General features: G+C 60.6%; 13 protein-coding genes. 9 read left to right on the forward strand and 4 right to left on the reverse strand.

Going from position 1 to position 16,312, the window contains the following annotated elements; all coding sequences use genetic code 11:
• Positions 1 to 52 precede the first annotated feature (52 nt).
• Entirely contained in the window at positions 53 to 979 is a 927-nt protein-coding gene (locus tag PSH66_RS20575) for a LysR family transcriptional regulator (RefSeq protein ID WP_305427567.1), read from the forward strand.
• A gap of 9 nt (positions 980 to 988) precedes the next feature.
• Here the strand turns inward: PSH66_RS20575 and PSH66_RS20580 are convergent, their stop codons facing one another.
• Entirely contained in the window at positions 989 to 1,591 is a 603-nt protein-coding gene (locus PSH66_RS20580) for a glutathione S-transferase family protein (protein ID WP_003175235.1), read from the reverse strand.
• A gap of 10 nt (positions 1,592 to 1,601) precedes the next feature.
• Entirely contained in the window at positions 1,602 to 2,768 is a 1,167-nt protein-coding gene (locus PSH66_RS20585) for a PLP-dependent aminotransferase family protein (protein WP_141063258.1), read from the reverse strand.
• An 82-nt stretch (positions 2,769 to 2,850) separates the two neighbouring features.
• On the opposite strand from PSH66_RS20585, the gene PSH66_RS20590 reads away from it, so the two are divergent.
• From PSH66_RS20590 to PSH66_RS20600, 3 genes are all read left to right on the forward strand, one after another.
• Entirely contained in the window at positions 2,851 to 3,285 is a 435-nt protein-coding gene (locus PSH66_RS20590) for a MarR family winged helix-turn-helix transcriptional regulator (RefSeq protein ID WP_042945908.1), read from the forward strand.
• A 252-nt stretch (positions 3,286 to 3,537) separates the two neighbouring features.
• Positions 3,538 to 4,800: an NCS2 family permease gene (locus tag PSH66_RS20595; RefSeq protein ID WP_232291338.1), complete on the forward strand. Its 1,263-nt coding sequence runs from the start codon at positions 3,538 to 3,540 to the stop codon at positions 4,798 to 4,800.
• Positions 4,801 to 4,866: 66 nt separating this feature from the next.
• On the forward strand, positions 4,867 to 5,493 hold the full coding sequence (locus PSH66_RS20600) for a LysE family translocator (RefSeq protein ID WP_305427568.1): 627 nt from the start codon (positions 4,867 to 4,869) through the stop codon (positions 5,491 to 5,493).
• A gap of 21 nt (positions 5,494 to 5,514) precedes the next feature.
• Here the strand turns inward: PSH66_RS20600 and PSH66_RS20605 are convergent, their stop codons facing one another.
• Together PSH66_RS20605 and uraH are read right to left on the reverse strand one after the other, a co-directional pair.
• Positions 5,515 to 10,698 carry a dermonecrotic toxin domain-containing protein gene (locus tag PSH66_RS20605; RefSeq protein ID WP_305427569.1) on the reverse strand — a complete coding sequence of 1,728 codons (5,184 nt, stop codon included), beginning with the start codon at positions 10,696 to 10,698 and terminating at the stop codon, positions 5,515 to 5,517.
• Positions 10,699 to 10,876: 178 nt separating this feature from the next.
• Positions 10,877 to 11,230, reverse strand: a complete 354-nt coding sequence (uraH, locus tag PSH66_RS20610) for a hydroxyisourate hydrolase (protein ID WP_305427570.1) — start codon at positions 11,228 to 11,230, stop codon at positions 10,877 to 10,879.
• Positions 11,231 to 11,614: 384 nt separating this feature from the next.
• Between uraH and puuE the strand changes: the two genes are divergently transcribed.
• From puuE to PSH66_RS20635, 5 genes are all read left to right on the forward strand, one after another.
• Positions 11,615 to 12,541 carry an allantoinase PuuE gene (gene puuE, locus PSH66_RS20615; RefSeq protein WP_305427571.1) on the forward strand — a complete coding sequence of 309 codons (927 nt, stop codon included), beginning with the start codon at positions 11,615 to 11,617 and terminating at the stop codon, positions 12,539 to 12,541.
• Positions 12,538 to 13,053, forward strand: coding sequence for a 2-oxo-4-hydroxy-4-carboxy-5-ureidoimidazoline decarboxylase (uraD, locus tag PSH66_RS20620; RefSeq protein ID WP_003175243.1), 516 nt, complete (start codon positions 12,538 to 12,540; stop codon positions 13,051 to 13,053). The genes puuE and uraD overlap by 4 nt, the downstream gene beginning before the upstream one ends.
• Before the next feature lie 41 nt (positions 13,054 to 13,094).
• Positions 13,095 to 14,090, forward strand: a complete 996-nt coding sequence (alc, locus tag PSH66_RS20625; protein WP_305427572.1) for an allantoicase — start codon at positions 13,095 to 13,097, stop codon at positions 14,088 to 14,090.
• A 114-nt stretch (positions 14,091 to 14,204) separates the two neighbouring features.
• Positions 14,205 to 14,708 (forward strand): ureidoglycolate lyase, encoded by a 504-nt coding sequence (locus PSH66_RS20630; protein WP_003175245.1) that lies wholly within the window; start codon positions 14,205 to 14,207, stop codon positions 14,706 to 14,708.
• Positions 14,709 to 14,759: 51 nt separating this feature from the next.
• Positions 14,760 to 16,040, forward strand: coding sequence for a urate hydroxylase PuuD (locus PSH66_RS20635; protein ID WP_305427573.1), 1,281 nt, complete (start codon positions 14,760 to 14,762; stop codon positions 16,038 to 16,040).
• Positions 16,041 to 16,312: the final 272 nt, after the last annotated feature.

Genomic DNA, 16,312 nt, shown 5'->3' on the forward strand with positions numbered 1-16,312 from the left:
AATTGGAATATTCAGACCTGCATGTTCGGAAAAACAAAATGAAGCGATTGCTATGAAGAATTCTATCCAGCACATTCAGGCCTTTCTTGCCGTAGCCCGTACCGGCAGCTTCACCAAGGCCGCCAACGAACTGCACCTGTCACCCTCGGCCCTCACCGTGCAGGTGCAGCAACTGGAGGATTGGCTGGGCGTCGCCCTGCTCGACCGCAGCCCGCGTCATGTGAGCATCACCGCTGCCGGCCAGGCGGCGCGTGGCCCCATGGAAAAGCTGCTGCTGGACCTGGACAACATCGTCACCGGCTCACGCGACCTCGCGGCCTTGCGCCGCGGCGTGGTCAGCCTCGCCGCCCTGCCCTCAGTGTGCGCAGGCGCCCTGCCGCCGGCCTTGCGTCTGTTTCGCGAGCGTTTTGCCGGGATTGAAGTGCGTTTGCACGACCTGGTCGCCCACCGTATTCATGCCCAGGTGCGCGAGGGCGCGGTGGACTTCGGCATCGGCGTACGCGCGCGGCTGAGCCATGGGCTGGATTTCGTACCGGTGCTGAATGACCGGCTGTGTGCGTTCGTGCCGCTGGGGCATCCCCTCGCCCGCCACCGCCAGTTGACCCTGGAGCAACTGGCGGACCAGCCGATCATCCTGACCGGACGCGACAGCAGCGTGCGCGAACAGGTGGACGGTTTGTTTGACGAAACACGGCTGACGATGAACGCGGGGATGGAGGCCAACTACATGTCGACGGTGCTGGCATTGGTGCGCCAGGGCTTGGGCATCAGCGTGCTGCCGGAGTCGGCGGCGGACAGCCTGGAGGGGTTGAAGCGCATCCACATCGATCATCCCGGCGTGAACCGTGAGATCGGCCTGATCAGTCGTAGCGGCATGGGGCTGAGCCCGGCGGCGCGGCAGTGTTTTGACCTGCTCGCCACGGAACTAAATGTGGGAGGGGCGGTGCCACGGTTCGACTGGCCCCCTCGCACATTTTGACCGAGTGAGTCAGTCAAGCATTGCCACATGCTTGGGATGACTGGCCACGCGCTGCAACCACGCCAGCACAGCCGGGTAAGGCGCCAGGTCAAAGCCGCCTTCATGCGCCACATGGGTGTAGGCATACAACGCGATATCGGCAATCGAATACTGCTCGCCCACCAGGTACGGCGTGGCCTGCAACTGGCGCTCCATCACCCTCAGTGCCTTGTAGCCGCCCTTGTGCGTGGTTTTATATTCCTCAAGCCGATCCTCGGGCATGTTCAGGTAGAACTGGATAAACCGTGCTACCGCAATATACGGCTCGTGGCTGTATTGCTCGAAGAACTGCCATTGCAGCACTTGCGTACGCAACCGCGGCTCCGTCGGCAAAAATTCGCTGCCATCGGCGAGGAAGTTGAGGATCGCATTGGATTCCCACAGGCATGTGCCGTCTTCCAGCTCCAGCACGGGGATCTTGCCGTTGGGGTTCTTGGCCAGGAACTCGGCGGTCTGGGTGTCGCCGTTGAGAATGTCGACATTCACCCATTCATACGGGATGCCCAGCAGGTTGAGCATCAATTTGACCTTGTAGCAGTTGCCCGAACGGTAATCGCCATAAACCTTGTACATGGGGCTCCCCTTATGCCGCTTGCGCGTGCTGTGCTTGACGGACCACGCCGGCCAGGCGCGAGAGGCCTTCATCCAGGCGGGCCGGGTCGATATGGCTGAAATTGAGGCGCAACGAGCCCAGGTGTTGGTCCGGCTCGGAGAAGAACGGTTCACCGGGCATGAACGCCACGTTCTGCTCCAGCGCTTGGGGCAATAAAGTGCGGGTATCCACCGGCTGTTTCAAGGTCAGCCAGAAGAATAATCCACCCTGGGGCACTTGCCAGTCCGCCAGGTCGCCAAAGTGACGCTCAAGTGCAGCCTGGAAATCATCGCGGCGCTCACGGTAAAAGCTGCGCAGTTGGACCAGGTGTTGCTGATAGCGCTCGGTGCCGATCCACTGCATCGCCTGCCACTGGCCCACACGGTTGGTGTGCAGGTCCGCCGATTGCTTGAGCTTGAGCAGGTGCGGGAACAGATCCGGGCTGGCGATCAGGTAGCCGATGCGCAGGCCGGGCAACAGGGTTTTGGAAACAGTGCCGGTGTAGATCCAGCTGGCCTTGTGCAAGCGGCTGACGATCGGCCGTGCGCTGCCCGCGTCGAAGGTCAGTTCGCGGTAGGGTTCGTCTTCGATCAGGGTCACGCCGAATTCATCGAGCAAAGCGGCCACGGCGTCGCGCTTGGCTTCGCTGTAACGCACCGCCGAGGGGTTCTGGAAGGTCGGGATCAGGTAGATGAAGGCCGGACGATGGCGTTCGAGGTTGGCACGCAACGCGGCAAGGTCCGGGCCGTCGGCTTCCAACTGCACGGTGAGACACTCGGCGCCGAACAGTTGGAAGATCTGCAACGCGGCCAGGTAGGTCGGACCTTCCAGCAGGATTTGCGTGCCCTTGTCGATATACAGCTTGGCCGCCAGGTCGAGGGTTTGCTGGGAACCGCTGACCACCAGCACCTGGCTGGCCTGGCACGGCACGCCCAGGGCGCGGGCCTCGGCGGCGAGCAGTTCGCGCAATTGCGGTTCGCCTTCGCTCATGCCGTATTGGCCGATGTTCAGTGGCATGTCGTCCCAGTTCAACGCTGGCAGCATGGATTCGGCCGGCAGGCCACCGGCGAACGACATCACTTCCGGGCGCTGGGCTGCCGCGAGAATTTCACGGATCAGGGAGCTTTTGAGGCGCGTAACACGTTCAGAGAAGGCCATGGAGGTCACCGCTGGCGAAGGTTGTGGGAAATACGTCAAACTGGTTGACCGAAATTACGACGACTTGGGCGGATACGTCAATATGCTTGACCTTAAAAACCAGACCAGCCAGCAACAAGCCATGGAAGCGTTCTTCTTCGGCTACCAGGCGTTTACCGCCAAGGCCGACGAAATGCTCGAACGCCGGGGCTTGAGCCGAGTGCACCAACGCATCGTGTTTTTTATCGCGCGCTACCCGGCCTCAAGCGTCAAAGAGCTGCTGCAATTGCTGGGTGTGAGCAAGCAGGCGCTGAATATGCCGCTGCGCCAATTGCAGGAAATGCACCTGGTGGACAGCGTTGCGTCCGAGACCGACAAGCGTAAACGCCTGCTGGAGTTGACCGACGAAGGGCGGCGCTTCGAGCAGTCGTTGCGCCGTGAACAGGTGAAGCTCTTGCAGCGTGCGTTCAGCGAAGCCGGGGAAGAGGCGGTGGCCGGATGGTTGGCGGTCAACCAGGCACTGAGTGGGGTGAATTAGCCTTTCATCCAGTGCTGAGTACATAATGAAAAACATTATTTGCTTTATTTGTATACAAAAGCATAATTCGCTTCGTGCGAGTTCCTGACCTTTTAGTCAACAAACCCGCCAGTACCTCACAGCGCCCCGCGCTGGCCATAACAATAAAATGCTTGAGGAGTACTCGCTGTGGATAGCCGCAAATCCGAAGCCCCAACGCTCGACCTCCCCGCACCGCAAGGCGGCTGGCTGGAACGCCTGTTCAAACTGCGCATGCATGGCACCACAGTGAAGACCGAGTTGATCGCCGGCCTCACCACCTTCATCACCATGGCCTACATCATCTTCGTCAACCCCAACATCATGGCCGACGCCGGCATCGATCATGGCGCGGCCTTTGTCGCCACCTGCATCGCCGCCGCGCTGGGCTGCCTGTTGATGGGGCTGTACGCCAACTGGCCGGTGGGCCTGGCGCCGGGCATGGGGCTGAATGCGTTTTTCACCTACACCGTGGTCGGCACCATGGGTTACACCTGGGAGACCGCACTGGGCGCGGTGTTCATCTCGGGCGTGCTGTTCATGATCCTCACGCTGTCGCGTATTCGCGAGTGGCTGCTCAACAGCATCCCGGTGAGCCTGCGTCATGCCATGGGTGCGGGTGTGGGGCTGTTTCTCGGCGTGATCGGCCTGAAAACCGCGGGCATCATCGTCGACAGCCCGGCGACCTTGATCAAGCTCGGTTCGCTGCATGAACCCGCTCCGCTGTTGGCGGCCATCTGCTTTTTGCTGATCGCGATCCTCAGCTATCACCGCGTATTCGGCGCGATCCTGATCAGCATCATCGCCGTGACGGCCGCCGGTTGGGGCCTGGACCTGGTGCATTACAACGGCATCCTCGCCACGCCGCCGAGCCTGGCGCCGACCTGGATGGCGATGGACGTGATGGGCGTGTTCAATGTGAGCATGATCAGCGTGGTGTTCGCCTTCCTGTTCGTGCACATGTTCGACACCGCCGGCACCCTGATGGGCGTCGCGCAGCGCGCCGGCCTGGTCAACGCCGACGGCAAGATCCACAACCTGTCCCGCGCCTTGAAGGCCGACAGCGCCTCCAGCGTATTCGGCGCCATGGTCGGCGTACCGCCGGTGACCAGCTACGTGGAAAGTGCCGCCGGGGTAGCCGCGGGTGGGCGCACCGGCTTGACCGCCGTGACCGTGGGTGTGCTGTTCGTGGCCGCCATGTTCTTTGCGCCGCTGGCGGGTATGATTCCTGCTTATGCCACCGCCGGCGCCTTGATTTACGTGGCGATGCTGATGATGGCGAGCCTGGCGCATATCAACTGGGATGAAGCCACCGACAGCATTCCGGCGATCGTCACGGCGATCATGATGCCGCTGACGTTTTCGGTCGCCGATGGTATCGCGCTGGGGTTTATCACCTACGTGGCCCTCAAGGCCGGCACCGGCAAATACCGCGAAATCTCGGTCAGCCTGTGGGTGCTGTGCGCAATCTTTATCGCCAAGTTTGTATTTTTATAAAACGGCGGCCAGCGACAAGCGTTGACTGACAGCTTGAAGCGTGGCGCTGAAGACTGGAGCAATGAAATGACGACTGAAACCTGGCTGCTGTTCAGCGGCGCCGCCTTGATCGTGATCCTGATCCCCGGCCCGCTGTCGTTGCTGATGATCAGCAACAGCCTCAACTACGGCCTGCGCCGTTCGTACCCGGCGTTTCTCGGTGGCGTGTTTGCCTCGATCTGTCTGTTGAGCGCTTCGGCCCTCGGCTTGGGCGCGTTGTTGCTGGCGTCCGAACAGTTATTCGATGCCTTGAAGCTCGTGGGTGCCCTGTACCTGTTCTACCTTGCCTGGCAGAGCTGGCAGCAATCGCGGCAACCGGCCCGGGCAGCCGAGGTTGCGCAAGCACCGACCGTGCCGCGTTTTCGCGCCTTGTTTGGCCGGGCCTTCGTACTGGGCGCCAGCAACCCCAAGGACATCCTGTTTTTTGCCGCCTTTCTGCCGCAGTTTCTCGATAGCCAACAGCCGTTTTTGCCGCAACTGCTGGTGATGATCGCGACCTGGACACTGCTCGATCTGCTGTGCAAGCTGGCCTATGGCCTGGGCGCCCATGGCGCTGCGCGATATCTGCGCAGCGGCAAGGGCCAAAGCTGGTTCAACCGGGTCAGTGCCGGCCTGTTCGGCGGCGCCGGCGCGGCTTCGTTGCTCAGCCGGTAGGCGCTCTGGGCCGATTTAGCGTCAGTCCAGGTCGGCCGGCCTTAAAAAGTAAATTGTCGGCGGATCGGCATCCTGGATGCCGGCGAATAGCTTGACCAGTCGGCCCTCATTCTGGGCCGTCAGGAACCGTTGATAGACCGTTGGACGCAAGCTGTGCTTGTCCGTAAACCATGCACGAGACATCAGACGTTGCCGTCCGGTTTTCATCGGGAGGGATGTCCCATCCAGCCATTTGATCCATATGAAATACAGGTTATTTGAAGCTGGATGTGTGCAGACCAGATAGACAAGCCGCCTGATGGAAGAGGAGAAGCTTTCCATCGTGACCGTAAATCCGAGAGACTGAAGGACACGGGTCACGGCATTGGTACTGACGGTTATCCGATCATTGGTGATCGCTACGTCACCGCGTGATGGTCCGCGCAGCCTGGCCTCCGGCGCGCCTGACAGACCGAAGTCCACACGCTCGTACCCTCCCACCTCGCCATCCAGTCCCACGTACAGAACGGCTTTTTTGCGCGGTCTGACAGGCCGCAGCATTGTCAGTAGATCGTCGGTCGGTGCCATCTGCCCCAGTGCGGGAGGCACCCATCTATTCAGCGCTGCACGGATGTTCAATAAGCGAGTGCTCGTGACGGATGTGCCAGTGTCGGCCAGCTCCACCATTCTGTGCATCAACTGTCGCAGACTGGCCGGTGTCAGGCCCGGGAAACGGTTAGCCAGTGATTGTGAAAGCGGCTGGAAGAACAGGTCTTGACGCGGGGTCCAGCGCAGGTCGACGCCGTATGTGAGCAGCAACGGTTGCTGTGTGGGGGCTTGCCCCAGGTGCATGGTCAAACCCTCGAGGCTGTCAATCAACCCGCCCGGTGGTCTGAGGAAGACGAGGTCGGCATGGGGCTGCGAGCCGTCGGCAAGTGTCTCATAGAAGTTCGCGCCCACTTTAACGACCCGGCGCGGCGAGCCGGTTACCTGATACAGGTTTTTGCCTGGCGTTATCTCGGTGAGCTCTCTGATGTTCAGCGCCTGCCCCCATTCGCGCCATTGACCGGCGATGTTGATCGGCGTTCTCGTCAAATCACCCACTAAGCGTGGCGACGGTGGCGACCAACTGACCGGGGTGGGCGCGGGCGTCGGCCGCCAGGAAGCACTTGCGTCGGTACTCCTGCCCGGCTGCGGGCTGTCGGCGCCCAGCAGCCATTCGCGGGGCTCTTCGATAAATACAAACAGCTCATTCTCGCCAGGTGTTTGAGTATTTTTGAAACGCAGCCGTTGCTCACCTTTGCGTCGATAGACACCCAGGCGCTGACCGGTGGCGTCGAACGTGAACTGCTCGCCGTCGCGCATCCGTGTCCCCTTGTCCACCGGCGCCTTGAGCTCGACCGCATCGACCGCCGCGCCTGCCATCTTGTAGGGAGACGGCCCCTTGAACCTGGACGACGAAGGAGGCCGCACGGTAAGGCTGGCTTGCCTGCGCTGGCCTTGATGCAGACGCTTCAGCGCCGGGCCCATCAAGTGCTTTGACGAGCCCTTGGCCCCTTTTACCGGCAGGAACAGCATTGCGCATTCGAGCAATAACAGGTGCACGCTGGACACCAGGTCGATCACATCATCGGCACTTCCACTGTGATAAAGCCGTCGCGTGGCCAATACCACTTCCCAGGCCACGACCCCCACACCCACCAGGGGGATCATCGATAACAGCCCCCTGTTGGTTCGACCCGTCGCCTCGCCATATCGCCACTGACGATACGCCTGCAGCCTTTCGAGGGAATTGGATTGAGCATGCGCCTCACGCTGCACCCGCAACACCCGTGCGTGAGCCAGGAGCCCGAGCATATCCGTGGCGTCCGTGGCGCTGATGCCGAGCCATTCGTGCGGACCATGCGCTCGCTGCTCGAGGATCTCGGCCTCTATCTCGCTCAAGGCCGCCGCTGGGAACACTCGGTTGGTCTTGAACCATCGATACAGGTATTTGCCCGTCTCAACCGCCGAGTGGACGATATTCACGACTGAAAACATCCCGTTGCGTTCCAGCATGCGGCGCCAGATCGAAGCGGGCTCGACCAGCGCTTTGATATAGCCAGGGTAACCAAGCAGGGCTTGCGACTCGGAACCAGGTGCAACATGTGCAGCCAACCTGGAGATGGGTTCTCCGGGCTGCAGGTGCGCCATCAAGGCCTCGCGCAACGCTTTGAGGCTCGTGTATTCGGACAGCGCCGGGTAACCAATGGCGCCGGGCCAGTAAAGCAGGCAATAACCGCTGCCAGGGTCATGAATCACCACGCTCGCGGCAATATGCCGCGCCCATGGCAGCGTCAGCGCCTCCAGCCGTAGAAAACACAGTTGCAGCGGCGCCAGGCTCACGCCACGCTTGTTCGCCAACACCTTTGCAAACAGCTGCCGACCCCGCTCGCTCAGCACACGCTGCTGATCGAGCAGCGCCAGCTTCGCCTGGTGCCTGACCGGCCGGCGCAATAACTCGTGCAGCAAGGGCGACACCTGCGCGGTCCGGGCCATGCCCTCTTCGCCATAACAGACCTCAAGGATTTTGCGCTCAAATTGCCCGCCAAGGTCCAGGCCAGAGATAGTCTTGATCAGGTAATCCACGTTCAGGCGCGTTGCCCAGACCGGGTCCAGGCAGGTCATATGCTGCAGGCGCCAGCGCGTCCACGGCGCCTGCGGATCAAGATTGTTCAGGGCCAGTTGCAAGAAGCTGTAGGTGGTGCGCTCCGGACTCACCAGCGTTTTCGCGCCTGCTTCCCCCACCGCGCGCTCGGGGTGGGTGGCCCAGACCTTGCTCACGTCATCTGGAATATCAAAAAGCGGCTTGTCGATATCCAACCCAGGGTAAAAACCATCCTGGGTCAATTGCAAGATCAAGCGCTGGCGGCCGAAACTTTCTACGTCGCCCAACTGAGTGGTCAACCAACGCTGGAGGTTGAACTCACTGTGTTGCTGGCTCAAAAGCAAGCGCCGGTGATCCGTGCCAAGGGGGGGCAGCGTGGCGCTGAACCTGGCAGCGGCGATGACCAGTTGGATATTATTCAAGGCCATTTCCCGCGCATCGTTGGCCGGCACCTGCAGGTTCTGCTCGGCTTCCATCGCCAGCAAGGTCGTGGTCAACGATCTGTCGCTGACTTCGGTGAACATCCGCTCGCCTCGTCCAAGCCGCTCGTGCGCCTCCACCAGCGCCGCTATCTGTTCCTGAAGGCCGATTTTCAGCGCATCGGCCCCAAGCGCTTCGACAATCACCTCCAGCGCTTCGTCCACCGCCAAGCTTCGGACCCAGTCACGCGCAGCGTTGCGCTCGGCACGCCCGATACATTGCCAGAGCGCACCGGGTTCAGTGGACTTGAAACTGGCCTGTACACACTGCTTCAGGTACGCCAGGGATTTGAACCGTTGCAAGCCACCGTCAATGCCAGGCACGTACAACAACACGGCCTGGCGGGTGGACGCTGCGGGCTCATTCGCACCGGCGAGTATGCATGCACCGCGCAATCGGTACCTGGGCTGCGACGCCGAGCCGATACTGATCGCCAACACCCGATCTGCACAGGTGTCGCTGGTCTGCACCGCCTTCGCGGTGAACGCCGTGACGCGTGCCAAGAGCGTCGGATCAATCAAGCCCATCCGGTGTCCCAGCAGTGCCTCGAGCTCCAACGCCGCGCCACGAGCGTTCAGCAGGCGCTGCTCCAGACTGACCTGGCCGGTGCCGATGTCGGCCCAGGACGCGGACTCATGCAACCGGTGCGCCTGCGCTTGCAGCAGCTGCGCGCATTGATTGCGTTTTTCCAGCCATTGTTTGTGCAGGGCCACGGCGGTGTTGAATGCCTGGGTCTGCTCGCCCGGTGCCTGGGGGTTGAGCAGACGTTGAAAGGCGAGTTCCTGATGCCGCACCTTCGCTTCGCAGGCACGCAAGGGTAAGTGGGTCGAGAGGCTGGAAAAGCTGATCTCCCGATGACGCCGTTGCTTGTCCCTTTCCAGCAACCGCGACAGAACGGTGTTCAACTCGGGTTGCACGGATATCACGCCCCGCTCCTGTTCCACCTGCAGCAGACGTTCGAGCGGTCGCATATGCGCGCCCTTGATTGCGTTGCCGGCAAACAGATAGGGGATATTGATCTCCAGCAATGTGGCCAGTTCGTTGTCCCACTGCACCTTTAACAGCGCCTCGGCGCTATGGGCCAAGGCATCCATGCTGATGTGCGGGCCTATCCGGCCCGCGGCGAAGGGCTGCAGTGCTACTGCTGTGGCCGGCGCTAACTGGTGACGTCGAGGCAACGCCAACAGCGGCCACAACAGCAGCGCATGCGTATTGACCAGTATGGCGAACTGAGCCTGCCACTCTTGCAGGCTGCTGAACTCATAAAACGCTTGAGCCAGGCCGGGTAGGTACAGCACCTGTCGCTTATCCTCAGCCTCCTCCTGGTAGAAAAGATGCAGGGCCCCACTGAGCGGGATCTGGCTGTCAGCCTTTCCTGGACACACTACTTGCGCCACTTGCAGTTTCGCGCGCACGCCTCCCGCCCGTGCACGGGCCTGAGGAGTGGGCGCTTCGACCAGGGTCATGACCATCGCCAACCCGGCGTCGGACAGTTGATTCAATCCATGGGCCAACACTGCCTGGTCAGCCGCGAACTTCCGGTAAAGCGTGCACCAGCGATCCTTGCGCGAACAGACCTCGTTTTCAGCCAGCACTTGCCAATACGCCGGCACAGCGGCCTCGATGCGTTCGAGCAGGTCCACATCGAAGATCTCATCCAGCACTCTACCGGCTTGGCCCTCCGGTCGGCATACCTGCTCGCTCCATGCACCTGCTCTCGTACACGCACGTTCGGCCAGCAGGTGCATGACCGTGTCGGTCAAGTTGCGACGCCATGGCGGCGCATCGGGCACCAATGGCACATTGAGCAACAGGGAATCGGGGTCAGTCTCGAATGTTTCGCGTAACGTTTTGCGGATCAACCGACTGATTTTTGGTGAACGAACCTGCATCTTTTGCAACAGGTGCGCGTACCGCGCGGATCGCGTCTGGGCATGGTAAAGCTGATTGAGCATTTGGCTGGGTTGAGCACTGGTGGACAAGCGCTCAATCAGGACCGACTCCATCCACGCCATGGAGCCTGGTGGGTCGGCGGAAGACACTGGCCCTTGAGTATGTTCAGGGGTTTTATCAGTCGCGGCCAACTGTTCGGGTTCCATGCCTGCATCCATTCTCTGCTGTAAAACCGCAGATTAGGGGGCTGGCTCACCGCTCTGGCACTACATAAATAGATCGAGGTCGTTGACGATCAGCCACATCGGCAGAAAAAAAAGCCCGCAGTGTGAGCGGGCGAAAAAAACAGCGAAGCGCTTTGGGGGTGTGAAGCGCGGTGAAGACTCAACTGCCTCGGTAGGTCGAATAACTGTAGGGCGAAATCAGCAGGGGCACATGGTAGTGGTCCTGTTCGGCACTGATGCCAAAGCGCAGCACCACCACATCGAGGAACGCCGGTTCCGGCAACTGCACGCCACGGGCACGGTAGTAATCGCCGGCACTGAACTGTAACTGGTAGACGCCGCTGCGGTAGTCATCGCCTTGCAGCAGCGGCGCGTCACAACGACCATCGCTGTTGGTGACGGCACTGGCGACGAGCTCAAGCAGCGTGCCTTCGACGCGGTACAGTTCAACCTGGATGGCGCTCCCGGGGCAGCCGTGAGCCGCATCCAGTACGTGTGTGGTCAGTCGTCCCATGGATCCGGGCTCCCTTATTGAGTCGAGTGAAGATAGGCCGCACCTTTGCAGTGCATGAAAAAGCCGGTGACAGGCCGATTAAGACACTTTTGACAAATATTGTACACAATAAAAATCACAAAGTTTTGCGCGAGCCTTTGAACCTCCCTCCTTGCAGCAGATACTCATTGAGCCTTGCTTTTAAAAGACCTTTCATCCATTTATTGACCATTTGGGCAAGTTTCTTGCAGCGCTAAGCGATGACGGTGGGCTGGAAAAAATGCAGAAATACAGGCTTACAAAGTGACCTGCAAGTTGTATACAATCATCCCATCACTGTGACGCCACCAGGTCTTCGCGCCGGCCGCCACACACTTGCTACCACGCACAAGAAGGAAGACTGCAGTGAGCGCTGACTACCCACGCGACCTGATCGGTTACGGCAGTAACCCTCCTCACCCCCACTGGCCGGGCAAGGCACGCATCGCGTTGTCGTTCGTACTCAACTACGAAGAAGGCGGCGAGCGCAACATTTTGCATGGCGACAGAGAGTCCGAAGCCTTCCTTTCGGAAATGGTCTCGGCCCAGCCATTGCAGGGCGAACGCAACATGAGCATGGAGTCGCTGTACGAATACGGCAGCCGTGCCGGCGTGTGGCGCATTCTCAAGCTGTTCAAGGCATTCGATATCCCGCTGACCGTCTTCGCCGTGGCCATGGCCGCCCAGCGCCATCCGGAGGTGATCCGCGCCATGGTCCAGGCCGGTCACGAGATCTGCAGCCACGGTTACCGCTGGATCGACTATCAGTACATGGACGAGGCCCAGGAGCGCGAGCACATGCTCGAAGCCATCCGCATCCTCACCGAACTGACCGGCGAGCGCCCCCTGGGTTGGTACACCGGGCGCACGGGCCCCAACACCCGCCGCCTGGTGATGGAAGAAGGCGGTTTCCTGTACGACTGCGACACCTACGACGATGACCTGCCCTACTGGGAACCCAACACCCCCAACGGCAAGCCGCACCTGGTGATCCCCTATACCCTGGACACCAATGACATGCGCTTCACCCAGGTGCAGGGTTTCAATAAGGGCGATGACTTTTTCGAGTACCTCAAGGACGCCTTCGACGTGCTCTATGCCGAAGGGGCCGAGGCGCCGAAAATGCTCTCCATCGGCCTGCATTGCCGCCTGATCGGCCGCCCTGCCCGCTTGGCCTCGTTGAAGCGCTTTATCGAATACGCCAAAAGCCACGAACAGGTGTGGTTCACCCGTCGTGTCGATATTGCCCGCCACTGGCACGCAACCCACCCCTGCACGGGAGCGGCGATATGACTGCGTTCCACACCCTGAAACCCTCGACCCTGAGCCGCGATGCGTTTGTCGCCGCCTTCGCCGATATCTACGAACATTCGCCCTGGGTGGCCGAAAAGGCGTTCGACCTGGGCCAGGACACCTCGATCGACCAGATCGAAACCCTGCACCAGCGCATGAGCGACATCCTGTTGAGTGCCGATCATGCCAGTCAGCTGGCGTTGATCAACGCTCACCCGGACCTGGCCGGCAAAGCTGCCGTCCAGGGCCAACTGACCCAAGCCAGCACCGATGAACAAGCAGGCGCGGGTATTCACCAATGCACGGCCGAAGAGTTTTCTCGCTTCACCGAGCTGAATGAGGCCTATAAAGCCAAGTTCAAGTTTCCCTTCATCATGGCGGTAAAAGGCAGCAACCGGCACCAAATACTCGCCGCGTTCGAAACGCGCATCCACAACTCCGCGGACGCCGAGTTCAAGTGCGCGCTGGACGAGATCAACAAGATCGCGTTGTTCCGTTTACTGACCCTCTAGCAGTCCATCCCCAGCCACTCTATCTAAGGCAGACAAGAAGAATGAAAGCGCAACCCGTACCTTTCGAAAAGTTCGTCAACCTGGCCGACGCCCGCCTGGGCACCAAGATTATCTCGGTAACCGATGACTGGTTCGCTGACGCAAATCGCCTGTTCCAGCCCACCCCGGCCGTGTGGAAGGAGGGCGTTTTCGATGACAACGGCAAGTGGATGGACGGCTGGGAGTCGCGCCGCAAGCGTTTCGAAGGCTACGACAGCGCGGTGATCCAACTGGGTGTACCGGGCCGAATCAAGGGCGTGGACATCGACACTTCATTCTTCACCGGCAACTTCCCGCCGTCGGCCTCCCTGGAAGCCTGCTTCCTGACTTCGGGCGAGCCGGACGAACACACCCAGTGGACCGAAGTGCTGTCGGCCGTCGAGCTGCAAGGCAACAGCCACCACTACCACGAGATCAGCAACGACCAGGCGTTCAGCCACCTGCGTTTCAATATCTACCCGGATGGCGGCGTGGCCCGTCTGCGTGTGTACGGCGTGCCGTTCCGCGACTGGTCTTCGGTGGGCGACAACGAACAGGTCGACCTGGCGGCCGCCCTGAACGGCGGTCGTGCACTGGCCTGCTCCGATGAACACTTCGGGCGCATGAGCAACATCCTCAACCCGGGCCGTGGCATCAACATGGGCGACGGCTGGGAAACCGCACGTCGTCGTACGCCTGGCAATGACTGGGTGATCGTTGCGCTGGGCCACCCGGGCGAGATCGAAAAGATCGTCGTCGACACCTTGCACTTCAAGGGCAACTACCCGGACACCTGCTCGATCCAGGGCGCCTTCGTCAAGGGCGGCACCGACAGCCAGATCGAAACCCAGTCGCTGTTCTGGCGCGAACTGCTGCCGGCACAGAAACTGGAAATGCACGCCGAACACACCTTCGCCGAACAGATCAAGGCGCTGGGGCCGATCACCCACATCCGCTTGAATGTGTTCCCGGATGGCGGTGTGAGTCGCCTGCGTGTCTTGGGCAAAGTCTCAAAGTAAGCAGTGATCCCTGTGGTGAGCGGGCTTGCACCGCGCGGGGCAAGCCCGCTCACCACATAAGCTGCATTGCCACACAGTAGTTTTAACAACACAGCATTCGGATAAGAGACAGCCATGCGCACACTGATGATCGAACCCCTGACCAAAGAAGCCTTCGCTCCATTCGGCGACGTTATCGAAACCGACGGCAGCGATCACTTCATGATCAACAACGGATCGACCATGCGTTTTCACAAACTGGCGACGGTCGAAACAGCACAGCCTGAAGACCACGCCATCATCAGCATCTTCCGCGCCGACGCGCTGGATATGCCGCTGACCGTGTGCATGCTGGAGAGACACCCGCTGGGCAGCCAGGCCTTCATTCCGCTGCTCGGCAACCCCTTTCTGATCGTGGTCGCGCCACTTGGCGATGCACCTGTATCGGGCTTGGTCCGCGCCTTCGTTACCAACGGCAGGCAGGGCATCAATTACCATCGCGGCGTCTGGCACCACCCGGTGCTGACGATCGAAAAGCGGGATGACTTCCTGGTGGTTGATCGCAGTGGCACAGGCAATAACTGCGATGAGCATTTTTTTGAAGAGGATGAGCGGTTGATCCTCGCCCCCCACCAATAAGAGAAGGCCGGATCACCCGACAACAAGGGTGACAGGCGAGAGGTAAAGACTGTGGAAGCACATCTGTTGGAATGGCTGAACCTGAGCGTGCGCTGGGTTCACATGATCACTGGCGTCGCCTGGATCGGCGCTTCTTTCTACTTTGTCTGGCTGGAAAACAACCTTAATCGCGTCAACCCCAAGAGCGGCCTGGCCGGTGACTTGTGGGCGATCCACGGTGGCGGTATCTACCACCTGGAAAAATACAAACTGGCCCCGCCGACCATGCCGGACAACCTGCACTGGTTCAAATGGGAAGCCTACTTCACCTGGATGTCGGGCGTCGCGCTGCTGTGCGTGGTGTTCTACCTCAACCCGACGCTGTACCTGCTCGCCCCCGGCAGCACACTCAGCGGCACCGAAGGCGTGTTGCTGGGCATCGGCTCACTGTTCGTCGGCTGGTTCATCTACTCCTTCCTCTGCGACTCGGCCCTGGGCAAGCGCCCCGCCCTGCTCGGTTTCATCCTGTTCGTGCTGTTGATTGCGGCGGCCTACGGCTTCAGCAAGGTGTTCAGCGGCCGTGGCGCCTACCTGCACGTGGGTGCGGTGATCGGCACGATCATGGTGGGCAACGTGTTCCGCATCATCATGCCGGCGCAGCGCGCGCTGGTGGCGGCCATCGCCGAAAACCGCACGCCCGACCCGGCCCTGCCGGCCAAGGGCTTGCTGCGTTCACGTCACAACAACTACTTCACCTTGCCGGTGCTGTTCATCATGATCAGCAACCACTTCCCGAGCACCTACGGCAGCCAATACAACTGGCTGATCCTGGCCGGTATCGCGGTGGCGGCAGTGTTGGTGCGGCACTACTTCAATACGCGCCACAACAGCCAGAAGTATGCGTGGACCTTACCCGTGGGCGCGTTGGCGATGATCAGCCTGGCGTACGTCACCGGGCCCAAGCCGGCAGAGCCGATAGCCAAGGCACCGGTGGCCATCGAGTACCAGCCACTGCCGGAAACCGCATTGGGCGGTGGTTTGAAACCCGCGGCGCCGGCTGCTGAACCTGCACCGGCGCCCGCCCAGGCGACGATTGATTTCGACAAGGTGCACGGGGTGATCCAGGAACGCTGTGCGGTGTGCCACTCGGCCAAACCGACCAGCCCGCTGTTCAGCACCGCGCCAGCCGGCGTGATGTTCGACACCCCGGCGCAGATCCAACAGCAGGCGGCGCGCATTCAAGCGCAGGCCGTGGCCAGCCAGATCATGCCGTTGGGTAACATCACCCAGATGACCCAGCAGGAGCGGGACTTGATTGGTACCTGGATCAATCAGGGCGCACATACCAACTAACTGATTCACACAACTCCCTGTGGGAGGGGCGGTATGACGATTCGACGTGCTCCCTCCCACACCTGAAGCATGCCCCATTGTCGCCCTGTGCGCGCTGTAACGGCGCACTTGAGCCCGGACGTGGGAGCCAGTATTCTCCGCGCCCGCTTGAATCGACGGTGGTTTTACCGCCTTGGCGCGGCTTTTGCTGTAGCCATAAAGCTGACCAATCAGACGAGTTTTTCATCGAATCCAAAGGCGCCACATCCAGAGCGCCAGATTAGAAAAAACAT

Origin of the sequence: Pseudomonas sp. FP597, from assembly GCF_030687435.1 — a bacterium.
Taxonomy (GTDB): Bacteria; Pseudomonadota; Gammaproteobacteria; order Pseudomonadales; family Pseudomonadaceae; genus Aquipseudomonas; species Aquipseudomonas lactucae.

Coding starts and splice junctions, on each gene's coding strand:
- PSH66_RS20590 (WP_042945908.1), top strand. CDS start 2,851: ATGCTTGACCTTAAAAACCAGACCAGCCAGCAACAAGCCATGGAAGCG.
- uraD (WP_003175243.1), top strand. CDS start 12,538: ATGACTGCGTTCCACACCCTGAAACCCTCGACCCTGAGCCGCGATGCG.
- PSH66_RS20600 (WP_305427568.1), top strand. CDS start 4,867: ATGACGACTGAAACCTGGCTGCTGTTCAGCGGCGCCGCCTTGATCGTG.
- PSH66_RS20575 (WP_305427567.1), top strand. CDS start 53: ATGAAGAATTCTATCCAGCACATTCAGGCCTTTCTTGCCGTAGCCCGT.
- PSH66_RS20605 (WP_305427569.1), bottom strand. CDS start 10,698: ATGGAACCCGAACAGTTGGCCGCGACTGATAAAACCCCTGAACATACT.
- PSH66_RS20630 (WP_003175245.1), top strand. CDS start 14,205: ATGCGCACACTGATGATCGAACCCCTGACCAAAGAAGCCTTCGCTCCA.
- alc (WP_305427572.1), top strand. CDS start 13,095: ATGAAAGCGCAACCCGTACCTTTCGAAAAGTTCGTCAACCTGGCCGAC.
- uraH (WP_305427570.1), bottom strand. CDS start 11,230: ATGGGACGACTGACCACACACGTACTGGATGCGGCTCACGGCTGCCCC.
- PSH66_RS20585 (WP_141063258.1), bottom strand. CDS start 2,768: ATGGCCTTCTCTGAACGTGTTACGCGCCTCAAAAGCTCCCTGATCCGT.
- PSH66_RS20595 (WP_232291338.1), top strand. CDS start 3,538: ATGCATGGCACCACAGTGAAGACCGAGTTGATCGCCGGCCTCACCACC.
- PSH66_RS20580 (WP_003175235.1), bottom strand. CDS start 1,591: ATGTACAAGGTTTATGGCGATTACCGTTCGGGCAACTGCTACAAGGTC.